Origin of the sequence: Microbulbifer marinus (genome assembly GCF_900107725.1) — a bacterium.
Classification (GTDB): domain Bacteria; phylum Pseudomonadota; class Gammaproteobacteria; order Pseudomonadales; family Cellvibrionaceae; genus Microbulbifer; species Microbulbifer marinus.
Map to the genome: position 1 here is coordinate 165,294 of NZ_FNQO01000001.1, position 20,697 is coordinate 185,990.

Here is a 20,697-nt window from a genome sequence, read left to right on the forward strand (position 1 = left end):
TCGAAACGATGATCAGAAAAGCTACAACTGTGGTCGGCGCACTGTTGCTCGGCATGGCTGGGGCCGGCCTGTCTCATGCGGAAGTGGTGACCAAGTCTGCCGGCGAATTTTCCATCAAGCTGGAGCAGGAGCTGGCACAGGACAGCGCTGCTGTTTATCGGGGGCTTGCCAGCTTGCCGGCCTGGTGGAATCCGGTCCACAGCTATTCCGGTTCGGCAGAAAACCTGTCGATGGAATTGCGTGCCGGCGGGTGTTTTTGCGAGCGTTGGGACGAGGCTTCCGTCGAGCACCTGCGGGTTATTTACGTGGTGCCAGGCCGTGAGGTCCGCCTCTCTGGGGGGCTGGGGCCGCTACAGAGCATGCCCGTGAACGGGCTGATGCAGTGGCGAATTGTATCGCTCGGTGAAAAGTCACTGTTGACCTGGGAGTATCGGGTCTGGGGCTCCAATGCTAACAATCTGCATGTGATTGCCGAGCCGGTTAACAGCGTGCTGAAAGAGCAATTTGGCGCGCTGCGGGACTATCTTGAGGGGTGACAGGGGGTTGGAGGGGTGATCGCGGGAAGTAGGCTCTGACAGTGGAGCGAGGCGCCGCCACTGTCAGAGGCGTTCCTGTTATTGGAACTGTTTCTTCATCAGCATGCGTGTGTGATGCTGATCTACCAGCTTGGCAAGGGTGTTGTAGTGTTCCTTGATGAACGGTGCTGGATTGTTATTGCCGGCTTCGTCGGGGTACTCAACGCCTTGGCGTACGAGCTGGAGCTCCTTGGCCAGGGCATCTATAGCCGCAAAAATCGCCTTGGTGTTCTGGTCGCTGTAGAAGATATGGCTGTGCCCGGTGTCCAGGAGGTAATCGTTACACTCGTTCAGCCATGCTGATCGCTGTTCCAGAAAGTGAATGGTATTGCGGATACCGCCCTTGTACTGGGGATTGAAATGTTCATTGACGTACTTGCCCAAGCTGCGCATACCGGAGTCGACAAACTGCTCCACTACGCTTTCGCAATATTTCTCGGTCAAGTACGAAGGATGGGTTTTGGCATTGCTCACGCTACTGGCAAGCAGCAGGCAAATAAGCCACAGAGCTCGCTGTATAGTTGAGGAAAGGGAGTCCATTTTTCTTGCCTATATCTTGTTGTTTTTGCACATGGCAATTTTATTTGCCAAAGGCTTAGCGTTGTTTCGTTGTTTTCTGTAAAACGTTATTTTTTGTGACAACCATCACATGAATATCGAAACTGCAAGTCAGTGTCAACGGATATTAAGTAAAAATTGTCAGCTTTGTACCAATTGCATTTTATAACTTTGTCGCCCTGATAAAATTGGTCGAAAGGTCGACAGTTTGTTGGAATTTTAACAGTCGCCGTTAAGTCGCAATGGCTGTGGTGAGCAATCAACAGGAGTCTGTTTTGGCGGAATACGATTTTGATTTGTTTGTGATCGGTGCCGGTTCTGGTGGTGTCCGCGCGGCACGCATGTCCGCAGCAGCCGGTATGCGCGTCGCGGTGGCGGAAGACCGCTACATGGGGGGTACCTGCGTCAATGTCGGTTGCGTGCCTAAAAAACTGTTTGTCTATGCAAGTGCTTACAGTGAAGCTTTTGAGGATGCGGTCGCCTACGGCTGGCAAAACCAGGGAGCGGAATTCCATTGGAAAACCTTGCGGGAGAATAACGCCAGTGAGATTTCCCGCCTGAATGGAATTTATCGCAATCTGCTCGCCAATGCGGGTGTCACCGTGATCGATGGACGGGCGAATATCGAAGATCCCCACTCGGTGGTCGTGGATGGGAAAAGTTATAGCGCTGAGCGCATTTTGGTGGCGACTGGCGGTTGGCCGCATATACCGGATATACCGGGACGTGAACTCGCGATCACGTCGAATGAAGTCTTCTCCATGGATGAATTTCCGCGCCGCGTGCTGGTCGTCGGCGGTGGTTACATTGCCGTCGAGTTTGCCGGGATATTTGCCGGTCTCGGCGCCGAGACCCATCTGTCCTACCGCCGTGACTTGTTCTTGCGCGGATTCGATCGCGACGTGCGCAAGTTCGTGCGCGATGAAATGGGCAAGAAAGGCGCGCAATTACACTTTAATCACCAGGTTGAGGCGATAGAGCAACAGGGCGATGGCAGTTTGCTGGTACGAGCAGAGGATGGCTCCACACTGACGGTGGACACGGTGCTCTACGCAACCGGCCGGGTTCCGAACACCAAGGGCCTGGGGCTGGAAAAGCTCGGCGTCGTACTGCACCGGGATGGCACTATTTCGGTCGATGACAATTTCCGCACGAATGTGCACTCGATTTATGCGCTCGGCGATGTCACTGGCGAGCCGCAACTAACGCCGGTGGCGCTGGCAGAGGCCATGGCACTGGTCAAGCACCTGCAGACCGGACAGTTGACCGAAATTGACTACAACAACATTCCAACCGCAGTGTTCTGTCAGCCGAATATCGGCACAGTTGGCCTCTCCGAAGAGGAAGCGCGGGATTCGGGTATTCCGGTGCAAATATTCAAGTCGGAATTCCGCCCGATGCGCCATACGGTCAGTGGACGCGACGAGCGTACCTTGATGAAGCTGGTAGTGGATTCCAGCAGTGACAAAGTGATTGGTGTGCATATGGTGGGCCCGGATGCCGGGGAAATTATTCAGGGCATGGCGGTTGCACTAAAGGCCGGTGCGACGAAGAAGACTTTTGATCAGACTATCGGTATTCACCCCACGGCGGCGGAAGAGTTCGTGACGATGCGTACGCCGGTTGCCTGACGGCGGCATATAAAAAAGGCGGTGCACCGGCACCGCCTTTTTCCGATTGGTCCCACTTATTCTTCGGTTACGCAGACTGCCTGATGGCGCCGAGCCTTGCGACGCTCGCCACGCTCTTTCAGGCGACGTTCGGCCGATGCGAAGGCATCGCTGACCGCCCGGTGAATGGATTCGTTTTCACAACTGATGGTCACGGGACTGCCGCTGATCGCGAGCTCGACAGAGGCCTTGAATTGTTTGCCTTTCGTTTTGTGTTGATGGGGGGCTTCGAGGACTACGCGACTCCGTATGATGTCGCCACAATAACGTTCCAGTTTATGTAACTTCTTCGATACCGTGGTGGCCAGGGCGGCCGATTTGTCGATATCGCGGAACACAATGTTATCGTTAGGCGCAGATTTCATGGGCAAATACCTCCGGTTAAAAGAAACCATGCAGGCCGCGTTTGCGGTTTGCTGAAAAAGGTAGGGCGCCCTTGGGGGAGTGACGAGGCTGCGAGTGGATAACCGAAGCGCCGGGAACGCAACTAAAACTTTGCTGATTGAACAGCTATGGGTGTTTTACGTCCGGGTCGGATCTCCGCTGAGTCCAGCGATCTTCTCCCTGTTACCCATAATGCGTGCGCACAAAAAAAAATCAAGCACTGCGAACGGAAAATTGTCACAAAAAATTCGCGTGACGGTGTTAGGCAGCGAAATTAGGCGCAGTCGAGCGCGGCCGTCTGTCGATTGTGAACGACCGCTGGCCGTGAGGTCATTGCCCGGCGGCGGGGGCGTGCGTAGAATTGCGGGTTAGCACGGTGGTTTCATTTTGATTTGTTTAAAAAATGATCTCCGTGTGATTTTTCTATGGATCTAAAAAAACCGAGTAATGGGTTCTTTACTATGGCGGTAACGCGGTACTGCTCGCTCTTGATGGCGGGTCTTGTAGTTTTTGGGGGGGCGGGGGCCTTTGCGCAGACGCAGGCGACCCTGACGGCGGAGAAAAACCGACTGGCGCGCATGGAGCAGTCTCTCGAAAACCGAATGGTGGAAGTAGAGGATATCGAGAACGAGCTGCTGTCCTACGAATACAAGCTGGAGCGCGCCAAGGAGTCCCTCGACAAGGCCCGCCAGCACTATGAGGAGAGCCGTGCTGAGTTGCAAAAAGCCGAACGTGACCACCAGCTGAACGGCGATTCAGATACCGAGCGCCAGTTGAGCAAGGCGAAGCACGGTTTCGCCATGGCTGAGCGCGGCGTTGATAGCCGCAATCGGCGGGTCGAGTTCATCCAGACAAACTTCGATGAACTGAAGGCGCAGCTGGATGCTGAGCAAAAAGCCATCACTCAGACCAAGAGCCGGATTTCTGCCCAGGAGAACAAGGTAGCGGAGATGGTGAGCGCGATGCTGGCCAAGGCGGAGGCGGCGCAGCGAACCGCGGCGGCGGCAAAAAACGTCGCACCGGTCAACAGGCCGCAGCTGCCGGCACCGACTGTAGCCGCTGTAGAAGAGGCTCCGAAAAAAGAGGTGGTAGCGGAACCGGCCGCCGAGGTGCGCGAAGTGGATCCGGAGCTGCTGGACTATGTGAAACGCGAGCGCGCACGCCTGGATAAGCTGCTCGCAGACAACAGCGGCGAGGGTAAGCACACGTTCCGCAACCTGGAACTGAGGCCGTCCCGCGGTGAGGCATTGCCGTTCGAGTTCCTGGGGCAGAACCAGTATCGACTGATAGCGCCGGTCGAAGCAGGACGTCAGACTTACAAGATCAATACTTGGAAATTCCGCCGTACCATCCCGGCTGACGACGATGGCGTACGCTACGTGTTCATCTTCGATGCGCGGCGACTTTCCAGGCCCCGCCTGGTGATGTACCCAGAGTATGTGTTGTCACGACTCGATTAATATCGAACATATCGAGAATAAAAAGACCCGCTCAACGCGGGTCTTTTTATTTGCGCGTCACTAGCTAGTTGCCCGTCTCCCCCAGCAGCGCCTCGAATAGTGGCAGATACTGGCTGCCGCCGGGGGCCACATGGCTCTGGTACAGAACCAGGTTGTCGATAGGCATGGTGTATTCCAGCATCAGCGGCTCGAGGCGGGCAAAACCGCGTCTACTGCGCGCCAGGGTGACATGGGGCCGGTAGGTTGCCCGCTCAGGTTTCATGCCCAAATCCATCATCAGTTCCCGGCAGGACTGGTGTAGCTTGTCCAGGTCTGGATTGGTCAGGAGCTCGGCGGCCAGCAGGCTGGAGCGCCGTTGCGGGAAGGGGTTTAGCGACACGATTCGCCCGCTGCAGCGTGGCTGGGCCGTGGCAATTTGTGCCAGTCTTTGCTCGATTTGCGGAATCAACCGATCGGGGGTCTCGCCCAGGAAGGCCAGAGTCAGGTGGCGGTTTGCGTGGCTGGTCCAGCGGATGCGGTCGCGCTTGTCGGATCCCAGTTGCCGCTTTGCTTGACTGGTTAGTCCATCGAGGAATTGCTGCGTACGCGTGTCCGGGCGTATGCCGATAAACAGCCGTGAAACTTCCTCCGGGTTTTCCTGGTTTCTGGTCTGCATAAAATTTTTTTCTCTGCCCTTGAAAGTCCATCGTCAGCCCATACCTATGAAGTACGGGAGGCAGGTTCCTGTCGGAAGTGCCCCCGAAATCAATGCTCGTGCTTCGGACGAGCGAATTTAAATATTGCTCTGAATTGAGGATATGACAATGCGTAATTTTGACTTTACTCCGCTGTACCGTTCCGCTATCGGTTTCGATCGCATGGCCAGCCTGCTAGACGCCATGACCACCAGCGAACAGAAGCAGCCCGCCTATCCGCCCTACGATATCGAGTTGACCGGTGACGACAGTTATCGCATCTCCATGGCCGTGGCCGGGTTTGAACAATCAGAATTGGACATTCAGGTAGAGCAGAATCGCCTGACTGTCAGCGGCAAGAAGCCGGAAGACAGCGAGCAGCGCAACTTCCTGCATCGCGGCATTGCGGCGCGCAATTTCGAGCGGCGCTTCCAGCTGGCCGATCACGTCAAGGTGACGGATGCCAAGCTCGAGAACGGGCTCCTGCATATCGAGCTGGTGCGCGAGATCCCCGAAGCGATGAAACCGCGAAAAATCGAAATCTCCCAGGGCAATCTGCTGCAACACTCGGATGAGGAGAAAAAATCCGATTCTGTAGCGGCCTGATTTGTCCAGACAATGTCCACTGTGCCGCCATCCGGCGGCACAGCCATATTACCGCGATAAATTTCGCCCCTATTACCAGTGCGGCAATTGCGCACTGGTATTCGTGCCGCCTGAATATCACCTGTCACCAGAGGAAGAGCGCGCCTACTATGATTTGCACGAGAACTCTCTGCAGGACGAAGGTTACCAGCGCTTTCTGAATCGCTGTGCGACGCCGCTTCTGAATGAACTGCAGCGCCCCAGTGAAGGACTGGATTTTGGTTGTGGTCCGGCACCACTACTAGCTCAGATGCTTGCGCAGGCAGGCCACAGGGTCGAACTCTACGATAGCTACTACCTGCCCAACACCGGGGCGATGAAACGGGATTATGATTTTATCGTCGCAACTGAGGTGATCGAGCATCTCTCGGCCCCGGACAAAGAGCTGCAACGCCTGTGGCAGCGCCTGCGTCCCGGTGGGCTGTTGGCGGTGATGACCAAGCTTGTTATATCACCGGAGCGCTTTGCGAACTGGCACTACATTCGCGATCCGACTCACATCAGCTTTTTCAGTGTGCCTACCTTTCGCTGGCTGGCTGACTATCTGCAGGCGGAGCTGCAGTTTGCCGATAGCGACGTGATTTTCCTGCGCAAATCAGGTGTTCACTCGGAATAATTTCGCCCGCACCGTTGTGCGGTATTCACTCGGGGTTGTCGACAGGAATTTCTTGAACAGCGCGGTGAAATGGCCCATGTCCTGGTAGCCGACTTTTTCCGCAATTTCATTGACGGAAAGGTTGCTCGACTGCAACAGTTCCCGAGCCATATCTACGCGCACGTTTTGTAAATACTGCAAGGGTGTCTGCCCCGTAGCGAGTTTGAAGCGGCGGTTGAATGAGCGCACGCTCATGTCAAAGTGGCTGGCCACCTCGCTCAGCCGAATTTCCTCGCTGCAGTGCTCCTTCAGCCAGGTTTGCGCCTGCACAATCTCCTCGTCCGGGTGCAGGCGCACCGCACCCTCCGAATAGGCGATTTCCTCGAAAGGCCGGCGTATTTCGTGAGAGAAATTGCGCTCGACGTGGCTGGCAACCGCGGGCCCATACAGCTGACGTATCAGGTAGACGGTGACGTCTGCGAGGGCATTCACGCTGGCGGCGCAAAACAGCTTGTCGGCCTGGGTGATGAAATATTGGCGCTTCAGTTTGACTCGCGGGTAATCGGCGGTAAATCGCTCGAAGTAGTGCCAGTGGGTGGTGGCCGGCTTGCCGTCCAGTAGTCCGGCTTCGGCGAGGAAGCAGACCCCGGTACCGACCGCACTGATGGCGGCACCGGCTTCCGCCTGACGGCGCAGCCATTGCAGTAGTGGGCCACTGCGCTTCAGCGCTGGCCGTGGATTGCGCCACATGGCCGGAATGTAGACGAGATCGCTATCCGGTGCGTCCGCCAGCGCCACGTCGGGCGTAAAAGAAAAGCCGGAACGGGTACTGACCGGGCGTCCGTCAAGACTGGCGGTGAGCAGGCGCAGAGGGGAAGCTTCTCCCTCGACGCGGGCGCGGCTCTCGGCGCCGCGCAGCATCTCCAGAGGCAGCACGGTACCGGTAGCCAGCATCTGGTCTATCAATAGAAAAGTGACTGTTCGCATTACATCTCAACGTGCATTGGCGCCATTGGCCAAAAACTCAATTTTGCTGGCCAGTATGCCCATAACCCGGCCGAATCGCCACCCCATAAACTGACCGGCTCTTGGAATTGGTAATTTCTCAGCGCTTCGCTGGAGGTCAGGATGCAGCGTCTTCCCGTAATCACCGCTTTCGGCGGCTTTAACCCCGCCGGTCGCAGTTCTTTCCACCGCGGTTATCGCCGCTTGGTGTTGGACCAGCTCGGCGCCGCCGAGCGGACCGATACGCTGTCCGATCTCGCGGCACTGATGGGGCTGCGCACCGGTGCGGAAGCAGACGGGGCCCTGGACGCGGACATGGAGCGGCAGGTGCTTGATCGCACCCTGGTGCGGGAACTGGAACAGCGTTTTTACGACTACCGCAAATGCCATTTCCACCAGCCGGCGGAGCTGCGCAGCCCCGATGGCTTTACCTTCGAAATGTCGGCGCGCCAGCTGCCGGAACCCCTGCCGGCGGACTGGCAGGTCGAGTCTCTCGGTGACGGCAGAGTTCGAGTGCGCGCCGGAGGCCTCTCGGTCATGCTCGACAGTTATCGCGAAATCCCGGTCGCCTCTGCCGGTCAGCTGCCGACAGGGTTCGAGCCGGGAGAGCTGTATAACTCCCGCTTTCATCCCCGCGGGTTGCAGTTGGCGATTTTGGGCGCCTCGGACGCAGTGCAGGCGCTGGGTATCGATTGGGAAACCGTTGTTGCAGCAGCCGGCCCGGACAAGATTTCCGTTTATGCCAGCTCCGCCATGAGTCAGCTGGACCCCTACGGTAACGGCGGTCTGTTGCAGTCGCGCCTGCGCGGCAACAGAGTCAGCTCCAAGCAGCTGGCGCTGGGATTGACCAGCATGCCGGCGGACTTCGTCAACGCCTATGTGCTGGGCAGTGTCGGCACCACCGGGGCCGTCGCCGGAGCCTGTGCCACCTACCTGTACAACCTGCGCGCAGCCGTGGAGGACATCCGTTCGGGCCGTGCCCGCGTTGCGGTTGTCGGTGCCGCGGAAGCGCCGCTGGTACCTGAGGTTGTGGACGGCTATACGACGATGGGGGCCTTGGCCAATATCGACAACCTGCGCAAAATTTTCTCCGGTGAAATTGATTACCGCCGCGCCAGCCGGCCGTTTGGTGAGAACTGCGGCTTTACCCTGGGCGAGGGCACCCAGTGGGCGATCCTGATGGACGATGCGCTGGCTCTGGAGCTGGGGGCGACTGTACATGGCGCCGTCGCCAACGTATTTGTTAATGCAGACGGTACCAAGAAATCCATTTCCGCACCCGGACCGGGCAATTATTTGACCGTGGCGAGGGCCATGGCGGAAGCGCGTGCGATCGTAGGCGAGGAGAGTCTGCGCCGGCGCAGCTTCGTGCAGGCACACGGTTCCAGCACGCCGCAAAACCGGGTGACCGAATCGGCAATTTTCGACCGCTTGGCCGGTGCTTTCGGCATCGAGAAATGGCCGGTGTGTGCGGTGAAGGCCTATCTCGGCCACACGGTGGCGGCCGCCAGTGGTGACCAGCTCATCACCAGTCTTGGGATTTTTGCCCGCGGTATCCTGCCGGGAATTACCACCATCGACCGGGTAGCCGACGACGTCCATCACCAGAACCTGGATATTTCGCTGCAGCACAGCGAGCGAGATGCGGGCTCGCTGGACGTTGCTTTCCTGAACTCCAAGGGGTTCGGCGGCAACAACGCCACCGCTACCGTGTTGGCGCCGCATCTGGCGGAGAGCATGCTGGCCAAGCGGCACGGTGAAAAGGCGATTACCGAGTATCGCAGGCGCAACGAGGCTGTCACCGAGCAGTCGCTGGCTTACGATGCCCGCGCCAGTCGTGGTGATCTGAAAGCGATCTACCGCTTCGGTGAAGGCCTGGTGGACGAGAGTGACATCGAGATGTCTGTCGACCAGGTTACCCTGCCGGGATTGCCTTCCGTAGAGCTGCCCAACAGCAATCCGTTCGACGATATGGTGTGAAACGCCGATTTTCCGCTGGGGGCTTGTTATGTCCGCTGTGGCGGATTTCTGTAATGTCGGCGTGACTCCTTTGTCCGCCGGGCCCTGATGGCGCTAAACTGTGGGTCCCGCAATACCCAGGCGACAGCATGGCAAGCATGGAATCGGTTGTTCAGGCGCAGGATGCCAATAGCAGCGATGACGTTGGGCCGCGTCTGAAGGCGGTGCGCTTGATGCATGGCCTCTCCCAGCGGGAGCTGGCCAGGCGCGCCGGCGTAACCAACGCCACCATCTCCCTGATCGAACAGGGGCGAGTCAGCCCTTCCGTTGGATCCCTCAAGAAAGTACTGGACGGTATTCCCCTGTCGCTGTCCGCGTTCTTCAGTTTGCAGCTTGACGATGATACGCAGGTGTTCTTCCGTGCAGACGAGATGCCTGATGTCGGGGTAGAGCCGATTCGGCGCCGGCTTCTCGGTGCCGTCAACGACAGGCGCGAAATGTCCATTATTTATACTGTCTACCCGCCGGGTGGGGATAGCGGCGCGGAATTGCTCACTCGGGGCGGTGAGCAAGGTGGAATCATCGTAGCGGGAAAGCTGGAGGTGACCGTCGGCGGGGAGGTGGCGCTGTTGGGTCCTGGTGATGGTTACTATTTCAGCAGCGATCGACCGCATCGATTTCGCAACGTCGGCGACTGCGACTGTGTGCTGGTGAGCGCAATTTCCCCTTCCACCATTTGAGCTGAATCCTTGTGTTGATTGCTGCGCGGAATGCGAGGCAACCGGCGCCACGGGGCTGATATGCCGGCGCGGTTGGATATAGACTTCCGTCCGACTCTTCTCGCTACCAGCCGAAAGGTTGGTGAATTTCTGAACTCTGGCACCTTTGGTGCCATCTCATTTGTAAGAAAATAGTATTCAAACAATCGTTTGAATCTGGCTATACTAAGGCTGGCTGACTGGATTGTGTCTTCGTGTCACGGCATTGCGCCGGGTCCGCAGACGTTCCGGTCGCAGAACAATCCCGACCCCGGGCCAGGATTCCAGGCCCCGAATAAAAGAGGTCAATCAATGTTATTTAGTGGCAAAGCGCTATCGGTGCAGATGCTCGACAACGGCATCGCCGAGCTCACTTTCGACCTGCAAGGCGAGTCCGTCAATAAATTCAATCGCCAGACAGTTTCAGAATTCTCTCAGGCGCTGGACGCCATTGAAGCGGCGGATGGCATCAAAGGTGTGCTGCTGACCAGTGGCAAGAGCGTGTTTATTGTCGGTGCCGACATCACCGAGTTCGGTGGCGCCTTCTCCGCGGGCCCCGAGGGTATTGCGGATCTGATGAACAAGAACAACGAAAACATGAATCGCCTGGAAGACCTGTCGGTGCCGACTGTTGTCGCCATCAACGGCTACGCGCTGGGCGGTGGTTTCGAGGTTTGTCTCGCAAGTGATTACCGGGTGATGGGCGACCAGGCCAAGGTGGGTCTGCCTGAGGTGAAATTGGGCCTGATTCCTGGCTGGGGCGGCACTGTGCGCCTGCCGCGCGTTGTCGGTGTCGATGTTGCCGCCGAGTGGATTGCCGCCGGCAAAGAGCAGCGCCCGGATGCGGCGCTGACCGCACATGCCGTCGACGCCGTCGTGCCGACAGACAAGCTCAAAGACGCAGCGCTCAAGTTGCTTGGCCGTGCTATCGACGGCGAGCTGGACTACAAGGCGCGCCGCGAAGTCAAGAAGTCGCCGATTCCGCTGAACGATACCGAAGCGATGATGGCATTTTTCACCACCAAGGCATTTGTCGGTGCGCAGGCGGGTAAAAACTATCCGTCCCCGGTTGCAGCGGTTACCTCCATCGAACAGGGCTACAAGGTCGGTCGTGAAGAGGCGCTGAAGATCGAGCAGGAGCAGTTCATCGAGTGTGCCCAGACCGATACCGCCGAGTCCCTGGTCAACCTGTTCCTGAACGACCAGAAAATCGGCAAGGTTGCCAAGGGCTGGGAGAAGAAGGCAGACAAGAAGATCGAGCGCGCTGCGGTGCTGGGTGCCGGCATCATGGGTGGCGGTATTGCCTACCAGTCCGCCTATAAGGGTACCCCGATCAAGATGAAGGATATCGACCAGAAGGGTATCGACCTGGGCCTGAAGGAGGCCAGCAAGCTGCTGACCAAGCTCGTCGATCGCGGCCGCATGACGCCGGCCAAGATGGGTGAGACGCTGAACCGCATCGAACCGACCCTGAGCTATGACGGCTTCGACAATGTCGACGTGGTGGTAGAGGCCGTGGTGGAAAAGCTGAAGGTCAAGCACTCGGTACTGTCCGAGGTGGAAGGCAAGGTGAGCGACGACACCGTGATCGCCTCCAATACATCGACCATTTCCATCGACAAGCTGGCTGAAGCCCTGAAGCGACCGGAAAACTTCCTCGGCATGCACTTCTTCAATCCGGTACACAAGATGCCGCTGGTGGAAGTGATTCGCGGTGAGAAGACCTCTGACAACGCGATTGCCCGTGTGGTGGCCTTTGCCAACAAAATGGGCAAGAAGCCGATTGTCGTGCGCGACTGTCCGGGGTTCCTGGTCAACCGCGTACTGTTCCCGTACTTTGCGGGCTTTTCCATGCTGGTGCGCGACGGTGCCGATTTCCAGGAAATCGACAAAGTCATGGAGCGCTGGGGCTGGCCGATGGGTCCTGCCTACCTGATGGACGTGGTCGGTATCGACACCGGCGTGCATGCCGAGGAAGTAATGGCGGAAGGCTTCCCCGATCGCATGGGCAAATCCTTCAAGGCGGCCTCCGATGTGATGTATGAAGCCGAGCGCTACGGCCAGAAGAATGGCAAGGGCTTCTACAACTACGAGGAGGACAAGAAGGGCAAGCCCAAGAAGGTGGCCACCGATGAGGCCTACGAGCTGCTGAAGCCGCATGTGGCCGAGCCGCAAGAGTTCGAGAAGGATGTAATCATCGAGCGCATGATGATTCCCATGGCCACCGAAATGGCGCGCTGCCTGGAAGAGGGTATCGTTGACTCTCCGGCCGAAGCCGATATGGCGCTGATTTACGGTATTGGTTTCCCGCCCTTCCGCGGCGGCATCTTTACCTGGCTCGACAAGATCGGCATGGCTGAGTTCGTGAAGATGGCAGACAAGTACGCCGAGCTGGGTGAGCTGTACAAGCCCACCGAGCGCATGCGCGAAATGGCCGAGAAAGGCGAAACCTACTACGGCGATAAGTGAGGAGAATTGCGATGAGTTTAGATCCTAGAGATGCCGTAATCGTCGACTATGCACGCACGGCGATGGGCCGCTCCAAGAATGGTGTCTACCGCCACGTGCGCGCGGATGACATGTCTGCGGAGCTGCTGAAAAAATTCCTGCAGCGTAACGACAAGCTGGATCCGGCCGAGATTGATGACCTGATCTGGGGCTGTGTGATGCAGCGTGATGAGCAGGGCTTCAACGTGGCGCGCTTTATTCTGCTGCGCGCCGGTCTGCCGCACACGATCCCGGCGCAGACGGTTAACCGCCTGTGCGGTTCCTCCATGTCCTCGCTGCACACCGCGGCGGCGAATATTCGCGCCGGTGTCGGTGATGTCTATGTGGTCGGCGGTGTCGAGCATATGGGGCACCTGAACATGATGGAGCATGTCAGCCCGAACCCGATGCTGGGTCGGTATATGGCCAAGGCCGCCGGCTCCATGGGTATGACCGCCGAATACCTGGCGATGATGCACGGTATCCAGCGTCAGCAGATGGATGAGTTCGGAGCTCGCTCTCACCAGCGTGCCGCCGCAGCCACCAAAGAGGGCAAGTTCAACCGGGAAATCATTGCCATCGAAGGCCATGACGACGACGGCGTGCCGTTCCTGGTAGAAACCGACCAGACCATCCGCCCCGATACCACGGTTGAGGGGCTGGCGCAGCTGAAGCCGGCTTTCGATCCCAAGCACGGTCAGGTGACCGCGGGTACCTCGTCGCAGATCACTGACGGCGCGTCTGTGATGCTGGTGATGTCTGCCGAGCGAGCCAAGGCGCTGGGTTTGACACCGATCGCCAAGGTGCGCGAAATGACGCTCGCCGGCGTGGATCCGTCGATCATGGGCTATGGACCGGTGCCTTCTACCAAGAAAGCGCTGAAGAAAGCCGGTCTCACCATCGACGACATCGACAAGGTTGAGTTGAACGAGGCCTTCGCCGCCCAGGCTCTGCCGGTGTTGAAGGATCTCGGCCTGCTCGACAAGATGGATGAGAAGGTGAACCTGTACGGCGGCGCCATCGCGCTCGGTCACCCGTTCGGCTGTTCCGGTGTCCGCATTACGGGCACTCTGCTGTCGGTCATGCAGAACGAGGGCGGTAACCTGGGTATATCCACCATGTGTATCGGCCTGGGCCAGGGTATCACCACCATCGTGGAGCGGGTGTAACACACCCCCTCCTGCCTGGATGGAAGAGGGCGCCTTTAAGGCGCCCTCTTTGTATCTGCAGGCCGCCACGGCCGCCATTTTGTTGAAGCCCTCTGGCGCCTGTGGCACAATCTGCTCCCCTCGTCGCCGGGACCCGATGTTTTTGCGGTAAATTGCAGAGATATCAATGAGTTAGCGTCGAGGCGGTTTTCGGGGACGTGGTGGAATTGGTAGACACGCCAGATTTAGGTTCTGGTGCCGCAAGGTGTGGGAGTTCAAGTCTCCCCGTCCCCACCAAACATTGAATTATGCAGTCCGCATTGCTTGCCCGAATAGGGGAGGTGCGGGCTATTTGTATTTGGCGTCGGTCGGGAATTGCCGGGCAATTCCGATATACATGCCATGCGAGGCGGTTGGCCGGCTGTGTCCCGGCGCCCCGGTATAAGTTGGCGCTGCGGCGCGATAAAAGAGATAGTCTCACGAGGATTAACATGCAGGTTTCCATCGAAACAACTTCCGGCCTGGAGCGTCGTTTAACGGTTAATTTGCCGGCGGAAATCGTCGATAAGGAAGTGGACAAGCGCCTCCAGCAAGCAGCCAAGAACGTTCGTGTAAACGGCTTCCGCAAGGGTAAGGTGCCACTGAAGGTTGTGCGTCAGCGCTATGGCGCCGGCGTGCGTCAGGAAGTGCTCGGCGAAGTGATGAGCCGCTCTTTCTACGAAGCGGTACAAAAAGAAGAGGTCAAGCCGGCTGGCCAGCCAAGCATTGAGGCCAAGCAGACTGCGCCCGGTGAGAACCTGGAATATGTCGCCACTTTCGAAGTTTACCCCGAAGTTGAGCTGACTGACCTGGCGGAAATCAAGGTTGAGCGCCCGGTTGCCGAAGTGACCGACAAAGACGTCGACAATATGATCGATGTACTGCGCAAGCAGCAGTCCTCCTGGAAGGACACCAAGCGCAAGGCGCAGAAGGGTGACCGCGTAACCATCGACTTCGTCGGTCGCAAAGACGGCGAAGAGTTCGAGGGTGGCAAGGCCGAGGGCCACCAGCTGGTGCTGGGTTCCGGTCAGATGATCCCGGGCTTCGAAGACGGCATCCTGGGCATGAAGCCGGGTGAAGAGAAAGACATCGAAGTGACCTTCCCGGAAGATTACCAGGCGGAAGAACTGCGCGGTGCTGAAGTCACCTTCAATATCAGGGTTACTGCTTCCGAGAAGCCTGAGCTGCCTGAACTGAACGAAGAGTTCTTCAAGACCTATGGTGTTGAAGAGGGCGGTGAAGACAAGTTCCGCGAAGAAGTGCGCGGCAACATGGAGCGCGAGCTGAAAAATGCGGCGCTGAACAAGGTCAAGACCCAGGTCATGGACCAGCTGTTCGAAAAACACCAGGTGGAACTGCCTTCCGCACTGGTAGCCGGCGAAGTTCGCGCGTTGCGCGGCCAGATGGTTCAGCAGTTCGGCGGTCAGATCAAAATGGAAGACGCCGAGAGGATGCTGCCGGACACCATGTTCGAAGATCAGGCCAAGCGTCGTGTGGTGCTGGGTCTGGTGGTCGGCGAGATCGTCAAGCAGAACAAGCTCGCTGTGGATGCCGATCGCGTAAAAGCAAAGGTCGAAGAGCTGGCCTCTACTTACCAGCAGCCGGAAGAGGTGGTCGAGTACTACTACAACAACCGCGAGTTGCTGTCCGGCGTTGAGTCCGTCGTGCTGGAAGACCAGGTGGTTGATTTCGTCCTCGAAGCCGCCAAGGTCGAAGAGGTGAAGAGCACCTACGACGACGTTATTCAGCCTCAGAAGCAGGGCTAACAACTCGGTTAGCCTCTGCCGAATGGCGGCCGCAACCCGGCGGTCGCCATTCCCCTTTCCTCTCTTTTTTGCCGGCTGGCTTTCTCGCCCATGACCGGTTAAGCTCTGAAAGACCGAATTTTCAGCTTGGGCGCGCGGCGTTCAACAGCTGTCCTGCCTAATACGCCACAAAAGGAAGCAACGGTATCTATGGCACGTTTTGACTATCCCCGTTCCGCGATTGATCCTACAGCTACTGGTCTGGTGCCCATGGTGGTGGAGCAGACTGCCAGAGGAGAGCGCTCCTTCGATATTTACTCCCGTCTGCTGAAGGAGCGGGTGATTTTTCTGGTGGGACCCGTCGAAGACCATATGGCCAACCTGGTCGTCGCCCAGCTGCTTTTCCTCGAGGCGGAAAATCCGGACAAGGACATTCACCTGTATATCAACTCGCCCGGTGGTTCCGTGACCGCAGGTATGTCGATTTACGACACCATGCAGTTTATCAAGCCCGACGTCAGCACCATGTGTATTGGTCAGGCCTGCAGCATGGGGGCTTTCCTGCTGGCTTCCGGGGCCAACGGCAAGCGCTTCGCGACACCGAATTCCCGCGTGATGATTCACCAGCCCAGCGGCGGCGCCCAGGGGCAGGCAAGCGATATCCATATCCACGCGCAGGAAATCCTCAAAATCCGTCAGCGCCTGAATGAGTTGATGGCGCATCATTCCGGTCGCTCTGTCAGCGATATAGAGCGGGATACCGAACGCGATCATTTTCTGAGCGCTGATGAGGCCAAGGAATACGGCCTTGTGGACGATGTGCTCTCGCGTCGTCAGGCGTTGGAAAAATAGAGTCGCGATGTGACAAATTTTGAGCCGTTGGTGGCTTTGCCGGCGGCTATTATTCAGGGCTGGGCCCAGCTGAATACAAAGGGCTTGAAAAACCCGCCAAAAGACAGCATCTTGCTATAGAAGCCGATATGTAGGGCCCCGGCAGGCCGAAGACCACGGAGTATTTTGATGACCGACCAGAGCAGCGGAGAAGACAACGGCAAACTGCTGTATTGCTCTTTCTGTGGCAAGAGCCAGCAGGAAGTGCGCAAGCTGATCGCTGGGCCGTCCGTCTTTATCTGCGACGAATGCGTCGAGCTTTGCACCGATATCATCCGCGAAGAGGTGCAGGAGACTTCGGAGGGTCCTGAGGGTCGACTGCCAACTCCGCGTGAAATCACCGACATCCTCGATCAGTATGTGATCGGTCAGGAGCGTGCCAAGCGCGTGCTGGCGGTGGCGGTGTACAACCACTATAAGCGCCTGCGCAGCAAAACTGGCGTCAAGAGCAAAGAAGACGTCGAGCTGAGCAAGTCCAACATTCTGCTGGTGGGGCCCACCGGGAGTGGTAAAACCCTGCTGGCCGAGACGCTGGCGCGCCTGCTGAATGTCCCCTTTACCATTGCCGACGCCACTACGTTGACCGAAGCCGGCTACGTGGGCGAGGACGTGGAAAATATTATTCAGAAGTTGTTGCAGAAATGCGACTACGACGTCGAGAAGGCGCAGCAGGGTATCGTCTATATCGACGAAATCGACAAGATTTCGCGCAAGTCCGACAATCCTTCAATCACCCGGGATGTATCCGGTGAGGGTGTGCAGCAGGCGTTGCTGAAGCTGATCGAAGGAACTGTGGCCTCCGTGCCGCCCCAGGGGGGGCGCAAGCACCCGCAGCAGGAATTCCTGCAGGTGGACACGTCGAATATCCTGTTTATTTGTGGCGGCGCTTTTGCCGGCCTCGACAAGGTCATCCGGGATCGCTCCGAGAAGGGCGGCATTGGTTTTGGCGCCGAGGTCAAATCCAAGGATAGCAACAGTAACTTTGGTGAGATTCTGCGCGATCTGGAGCCGGAAGACCTGGTGCGCTACGGTCTGATCCCGGAATTTGTCGGCCGTCTGCCGGTCACTGCAACACTGGAAGAGTTGGATCGTGTCGCACTGGTCAAGATTCTGACCGAACCGCGCAACGCCCTGACCAAACAGTACGCCAAACTGTTTGAGATGGAAGATGTGGAGCTGGATTTCCGGCCGGACGCGCTGGATGCCGTGGCTACCAAAGCCATGGAACGCAAGACCGGCGCCCGCGGCCTGCGTTCCATTATGGAATCGGTTCTGCTGGAGACCATGTACGATATCCCCTCGACCGACAATGTCGCCAAGGTCGTGATCGACGAGGCGGTCATCAAGGGCGAGTCCGCGCCGCTGCTGGTCTACGAGAGCGAATCCCAGCCGCAAAAGGCGGCGCCGGAAGAGTAACTCGCGATAAACGGAAGAAAGCCCCAAATTGGGGCTTTTTTTATGCCCTGATGGGCAGGGAAGGGCGGCGCGCCGGTCCCGCCATTAACGTCCAGATCCCTGTTCTGCAAGTTTTCTAGCATCCCATCACTGAATTCGGCACAAATTCGCCGTTAGATTAGACTTGTATTCCGGCCACCGCTCCCCCATTAACTAGCTACTAAGGCGGCGGCTAAAAGTAAGCTGAAGCAGCATTGATGCCGCGCCAACTACCCAGTGATCGGGCCGAGAGGAGTTCTATGGATCAGTCATCCGATACCACACTTGAATACCCGCTGTTGCCGTTGCGCGATGTCGTTGTTTACCCGCATATGGTGATTCCGCTGTTCGTCGGCCGGGAGAAATCCATCGACGCGCTGGAAGAGGCGATGCGCAATGACAAGCAGGTATTGCTTGTCGCGCAGCGAAAGGCTTCGGAAGATGATCCCGGCGCCGAAGATATCTATCGCGTCGGTACCGTTGCCAGCGTGTTGCAACTGCTGAAACTACCCGACGGCACCGTAAAGGTGTTGGTTGAGGGGAGTCAGCGGGTGAACATCCTCGATGTTATCGAAGGGGATGGCCACTACCGGGCTACAGTGGAGCCGATGGAGACGGAGGAGTTGCCCGAGGCGGAGGCCGAGGCACTGGTACGCTCCGCCATGTCCCAGTTCGAGCAGTATGTCTCGGTGAGCAAAAAGGTGCCCAACGAGGTGATAACCTCACTGTCCGGTATCGACGAGCCGGGGCGTCTGGCCGATACCATTGCCGCCCATATGTCACTCGAACTGCCGCAAAAGCAGGAATTGCTGGAAATGACCAGCGTGAAGGACCGCCTCGAACATCTGCTCGGCTTGATGGATTCGGAAATTGACCTGATCCAGGTTGAAAAGCGCATTCGCGGCCGGGTCAAGAAGCAGATGGAAAAGAGCCAGCGGGAGTACTATCTGAATGAGCAAATGAAAGCCATTCAGAAGGAACTGGGTGAAATTACCGAAGAGGCCAGTGAGGTAGAGGAACTCGAGAAAAAGATTGCCGAGTCCGGCATGAGTGCCGAGGCGGAAAAGAAAACCCGCGCGGAACTGGCCAAGCTGAAAATGATGTCCCCCATGTCGGCGGAAGCATCGGTGCTGCGCAGTTATATTGACTGGATGCTGAGTGTGCCCTGGAAGAAAGCCAGCCGGGTGCGACACGACTTGAAAAAGGCCGAGGAGATTCTGGAGAAAGATCACTACGGCTTGGAAGAGGTCAAGGAGCGCATTCTCGAGTATCTGGCAGTGCAGAAACGGGTCAAGAAAGTCAAAGGTCCCATTCTCTGCCTGGTGGGTCCACCCGGGGTGGGCAAGACCTCACTTGGTCAGTCCATTGCCCGTGCGACCAATCGCCAATACGTACGCATGGCGCTTGGCGGCGTGCGCGATGAAGCGGAAATCCGCGGCCACCGCCGCACCTATATCGGTTCATTACCGGGCAAGTTGATTCAGAAAATTTCCAAAGTCGGGGTCAAGAACCCGCTTTTCCTGCTCGACGAAGTCGACAAGATGGGCATGGATCACCGCGGCGATCCGGCGTCGGCGCTGCTGGAAGTACTGGATCCGGAGCAGAACAAGTCCTTCAACGACCATTATCTGGAGGTGGATTACGATCTCTCCGATGTAATGTTCGTCTGTACTTCCAACTCGATGAATATCCCCGGTCCGTTGCTGGACCGCATGGAGGTAATCCGCATTCCGGGTTACACCGAAGACGAAAAACTGAATATCGCCCAGCGTTACCTGGTGCCGAAGCAACGAGCTGCCAATGGTCTCAAAGAGGACGAGTTGGCACTTTCCGATGCGACCGTGCGGGATATCGTGCGCTATTACACCCGCGAAGCCGGGGTGCGCGGTCTGGATCGTGAGATCGCAAAAATCTGCCGCAAGATCGTTACCGAGCATGTGCGCGAGTCGACCACCGCCAAGGCGGTTGTGGGGCCCGAGCAGTTAGAAGATCTGCTCGGTGTGCGCAAATACGATTTCGGTCGCGCCGAAGAGGAAAACAAGATCGGTATCGTGACCGGCCTTGCCTGGACCGAAGTGGGTGGTGAGCTGCTCAGTATCGAGGCATCCGCCGTTCCCGGTAAGGGGCGCATGATTAAGACCGGGTCGCTCGGTGATGTGATGCAGGAGTCTATCCAGGCGGCGCTCACAGTGGTTCGCGCGCGCGCTCAGGCTCTGGGAATAGCGCCGGACTTCCACGAGACTCGGGATATTCATATTCATGTGCCGGAGGGCGCAACGCCCAAGGATGGCCCCTCCGCCGGTATCGCCATGTGCACGGCTCTGTCATCGGTGCTGACCAATATTCCGGTGCGCTCGGAAGTCGCGATGACCGGTGAAATCACCCTGCGCGGAGAGGTTTTACGTATTGGTGGTCTAAAGGAAAAGCTGCTTGCAGCGCACCGGGGGGGCATTAAGACTGTGCTGATTCCGGCGGACAACGAGCGCGACCTCAAGGATATTCCGGATAATATTCTTCAGGATCTGGTGATCAAGCCCGTCAAATGGATTGATCAGGTGTTGGAGTATGCACTCGAGCACAAACCGGAATCCCTGTCTGACGAGGAATATTCCGCGTTGCAAAAACAGGCCGAAGAGCGCTCGCAGCGCTCGATGCACACGCATTAAGCAA

The 20,697-nt window shown here is 57.6% G+C and carries 17 protein-coding genes and 1 tRNA gene; 14 read left to right on the forward strand and 4 right to left on the reverse strand.

Going from position 1 to position 20,697, the window contains the following annotated elements:
- Nucleotides 1-8: 8 nt before the first annotated feature.
- The gene (locus tag BLW36_RS00805) at nt 9-536 is read left to right on the forward strand and encodes an ATPase (protein ID WP_139304780.1); all 528 of its coding nucleotides are present in this window, start codon (nt 9-11) and stop codon (nt 534-536) included.
- A 78-nt stretch (nt 537-614) separates the two neighbouring features.
- Here BLW36_RS00805 and BLW36_RS00810 read toward each other — a convergent pair whose 3' ends face one another.
- Nucleotides 615-992 carry a hypothetical protein gene (locus BLW36_RS00810; RefSeq protein ID WP_244506079.1) on the reverse strand — a complete coding sequence of 126 codons (378 nt, stop codon included), beginning with the start codon at nt 990-992 and terminating at the stop codon, nt 615-617.
- Between the two features lie 416 nt (nt 993-1,408).
- On the opposite strand from BLW36_RS00810, the gene gorA reads away from it, so the two are divergent.
- Nucleotides 1,409-2,764 carry a glutathione-disulfide reductase gene (gene gorA / locus BLW36_RS00815; protein WP_091386827.1) on the forward strand — a complete coding sequence of 452 codons (1,356 nt, stop codon included), beginning with the start codon at nt 1,409-1,411 and terminating at the stop codon, nt 2,762-2,764.
- 56 nt (nt 2,765-2,820) lie between these two features.
- Here the strand turns inward: gorA and BLW36_RS00820 are convergent, their stop codons facing one another.
- On the reverse strand, nt 2,821-3,168 hold the full coding sequence (locus tag BLW36_RS00820; RefSeq protein ID WP_091384029.1) for an HPF/RaiA family ribosome-associated protein: 348 nt from the start codon (nt 3,166-3,168) through the stop codon (nt 2,821-2,823).
- A 510-nt stretch (nt 3,169-3,678) separates the two neighbouring features.
- On the opposite strand from BLW36_RS00820, the gene BLW36_RS00825 reads away from it, so the two are divergent.
- A complete protein-coding gene (locus BLW36_RS00825; RefSeq protein ID WP_139304781.1) occupies nt 3,679-4,647 on the forward strand; it encodes a hypothetical protein in 969 nt (322 codons plus the stop codon).
- Nucleotides 4,648-4,711: 64 nt separating this feature from the next.
- Here the strand turns inward: BLW36_RS00825 and thpR are convergent, their stop codons facing one another.
- The gene (gene thpR, locus BLW36_RS00830) at nt 4,712-5,302 is read right to left on the reverse strand and encodes an RNA 2',3'-cyclic phosphodiesterase (RefSeq protein ID WP_091384035.1); all 591 of its coding nucleotides are present in this window, start codon (nt 5,300-5,302) and stop codon (nt 4,712-4,714) included.
- A gap of 148 nt (nt 5,303-5,450) precedes the next feature.
- On the opposite strand from thpR, the gene BLW36_RS00835 reads away from it, so the two are divergent.
- A complete protein-coding gene (locus tag BLW36_RS00835) occupies nt 5,451-5,927 on the forward strand; it encodes an Hsp20 family protein (protein WP_091384037.1) in 477 nt (158 codons plus the stop codon).
- A 1-nt stretch (nt 5,928) separates the two neighbouring features.
- The gene (locus BLW36_RS00840; protein WP_091384039.1) at nt 5,929-6,582 is read left to right on the forward strand and encodes a class I SAM-dependent methyltransferase; all 654 of its coding nucleotides are present in this window, start codon (nt 5,929-5,931) and stop codon (nt 6,580-6,582) included.
- On the opposite strand, the gene BLW36_RS00845 is transcribed toward BLW36_RS00840, so the two are convergent.
- Nucleotides 6,562-7,548 carry a GlxA family transcriptional regulator gene (locus tag BLW36_RS00845; protein WP_091384042.1) on the reverse strand — a complete coding sequence of 329 codons (987 nt, stop codon included), beginning with the start codon at nt 7,546-7,548 and terminating at the stop codon, nt 6,562-6,564. The genes BLW36_RS00840 and BLW36_RS00845 overlap by 21 nt on opposite strands.
- A 141-nt stretch (nt 7,549-7,689) precedes the next feature.
- Between BLW36_RS00845 and BLW36_RS00850 the strand changes: the two genes are divergently transcribed.
- From BLW36_RS00850 to lon, 9 genes are all read left to right on the forward strand, one after another.
- The gene (locus tag BLW36_RS00850; protein WP_091384044.1) at nt 7,690-9,546 is read left to right on the forward strand and encodes a beta-ketoacyl synthase; all 1,857 of its coding nucleotides are present in this window, start codon (nt 7,690-7,692) and stop codon (nt 9,544-9,546) included.
- A gap of 137 nt (nt 9,547-9,683) precedes the next feature.
- Nucleotides 9,684-10,265 (forward strand): cupin domain-containing protein, encoded by a 582-nt coding sequence (locus tag BLW36_RS00855; protein WP_244506081.1) that lies wholly within the window; start codon nt 9,684-9,686, stop codon nt 10,263-10,265.
- Between the two features lie 330 nt (nt 10,266-10,595).
- A complete protein-coding gene (fadB, locus tag BLW36_RS00860; RefSeq protein ID WP_091384047.1) occupies nt 10,596-12,752 on the forward strand; it encodes a fatty acid oxidation complex subunit alpha FadB in 2,157 nt (718 codons plus the stop codon).
- A gap of 11 nt (nt 12,753-12,763) precedes the next feature.
- Entirely contained in the window at nt 12,764-13,939 is a 1,176-nt protein-coding gene (fadA, locus tag BLW36_RS00865) for an acetyl-CoA C-acyltransferase FadA (protein WP_091384052.1), read from the forward strand.
- A 191-nt stretch (nt 13,940-14,130) separates the two neighbouring features.
- Nucleotides 14,131-14,215, forward strand: a tRNA-Leu gene (locus tag BLW36_RS00870).
- 194 nt (nt 14,216-14,409) lie between these two features.
- The gene (tig, locus tag BLW36_RS00875; RefSeq protein ID WP_091384059.1) at nt 14,410-15,723 is read left to right on the forward strand and encodes a trigger factor; all 1,314 of its coding nucleotides are present in this window, start codon (nt 14,410-14,412) and stop codon (nt 15,721-15,723) included.
- A 189-nt stretch (nt 15,724-15,912) separates the two neighbouring features.
- Complete coding sequence (gene clpP / locus BLW36_RS00880; protein ID WP_091384060.1) at nt 15,913-16,554, forward strand: ATP-dependent Clp endopeptidase proteolytic subunit ClpP; 642 nt, start codon at nt 15,913-15,915, stop codon at nt 16,552-16,554.
- A gap of 168 nt (nt 16,555-16,722) precedes the next feature.
- Complete coding sequence (gene clpX / locus BLW36_RS00885) at nt 16,723-18,009, forward strand: ATP-dependent Clp protease ATP-binding subunit ClpX (RefSeq protein ID WP_091384061.1); 1,287 nt, start codon at nt 16,723-16,725, stop codon at nt 18,007-18,009.
- A 278-nt stretch (nt 18,010-18,287) separates the two neighbouring features.
- Complete coding sequence (gene lon, locus BLW36_RS00890) at nt 18,288-20,693, forward strand: endopeptidase La (RefSeq protein WP_091384062.1); 2,406 nt, start codon at nt 18,288-18,290, stop codon at nt 20,691-20,693.
- Nucleotides 20,694-20,697: the final 4 nt, after the last annotated feature.

Bases quoted from the DNA above. Each gene is read 5' to 3' on its own strand.
- BLW36_RS00835 (WP_091384037.1), top strand. From the start codon at position 5,451: ATGCGTAATTTTGACTTTACTCCGCTGTACCGTTCCGCTATCGGTTTC.
- fadB (WP_091384047.1), top strand. From the start codon at position 10,596: ATGTTATTTAGTGGCAAAGCGCTATCGGTGCAGATGCTCGACAACGGC.
- thpR (WP_091384035.1), bottom strand. From the start codon at position 5,302: ATGCAGACCAGAAACCAGGAAAACCCGGAGGAAGTTTCACGGCTGTTT.
- clpX (WP_091384061.1), top strand. From the start codon at position 16,723: ATGACCGACCAGAGCAGCGGAGAAGACAACGGCAAACTGCTGTATTGC.
- tig (WP_091384059.1), top strand. From the start codon at position 14,410: ATGCAGGTTTCCATCGAAACAACTTCCGGCCTGGAGCGTCGTTTAACG.
- BLW36_RS00805 (WP_139304780.1), top strand. From the start codon at position 9: ATGATCAGAAAAGCTACAACTGTGGTCGGCGCACTGTTGCTCGGCATG.
- BLW36_RS00845 (WP_091384042.1), bottom strand. From the start codon at position 7,548: ATGCGAACAGTCACTTTTCTATTGATAGACCAGATGCTGGCTACCGGT.
- BLW36_RS00850 (WP_091384044.1), top strand. From the start codon at position 7,690: ATGCAGCGTCTTCCCGTAATCACCGCTTTCGGCGGCTTTAACCCCGCC.
- lon (WP_091384062.1), top strand. From the start codon at position 18,288: ATGGATCAGTCATCCGATACCACACTTGAATACCCGCTGTTGCCGTTG.
- BLW36_RS00825 (WP_139304781.1), top strand. From the start codon at position 3,679: ATGGCGGGTCTTGTAGTTTTTGGGGGGGCGGGGGCCTTTGCGCAGACG.
- clpP (WP_091384060.1), top strand. From the start codon at position 15,913: ATGGCACGTTTTGACTATCCCCGTTCCGCGATTGATCCTACAGCTACT.
- fadA (WP_091384052.1), top strand. From the start codon at position 12,764: ATGAGTTTAGATCCTAGAGATGCCGTAATCGTCGACTATGCACGCACG.
- BLW36_RS00855 (WP_244506081.1), top strand. From the start codon at position 9,684: ATGGAATCGGTTGTTCAGGCGCAGGATGCCAATAGCAGCGATGACGTT.
- BLW36_RS00820 (WP_091384029.1), bottom strand. From the start codon at position 3,168: ATGAAATCTGCGCCTAACGATAACATTGTGTTCCGCGATATCGACAAA.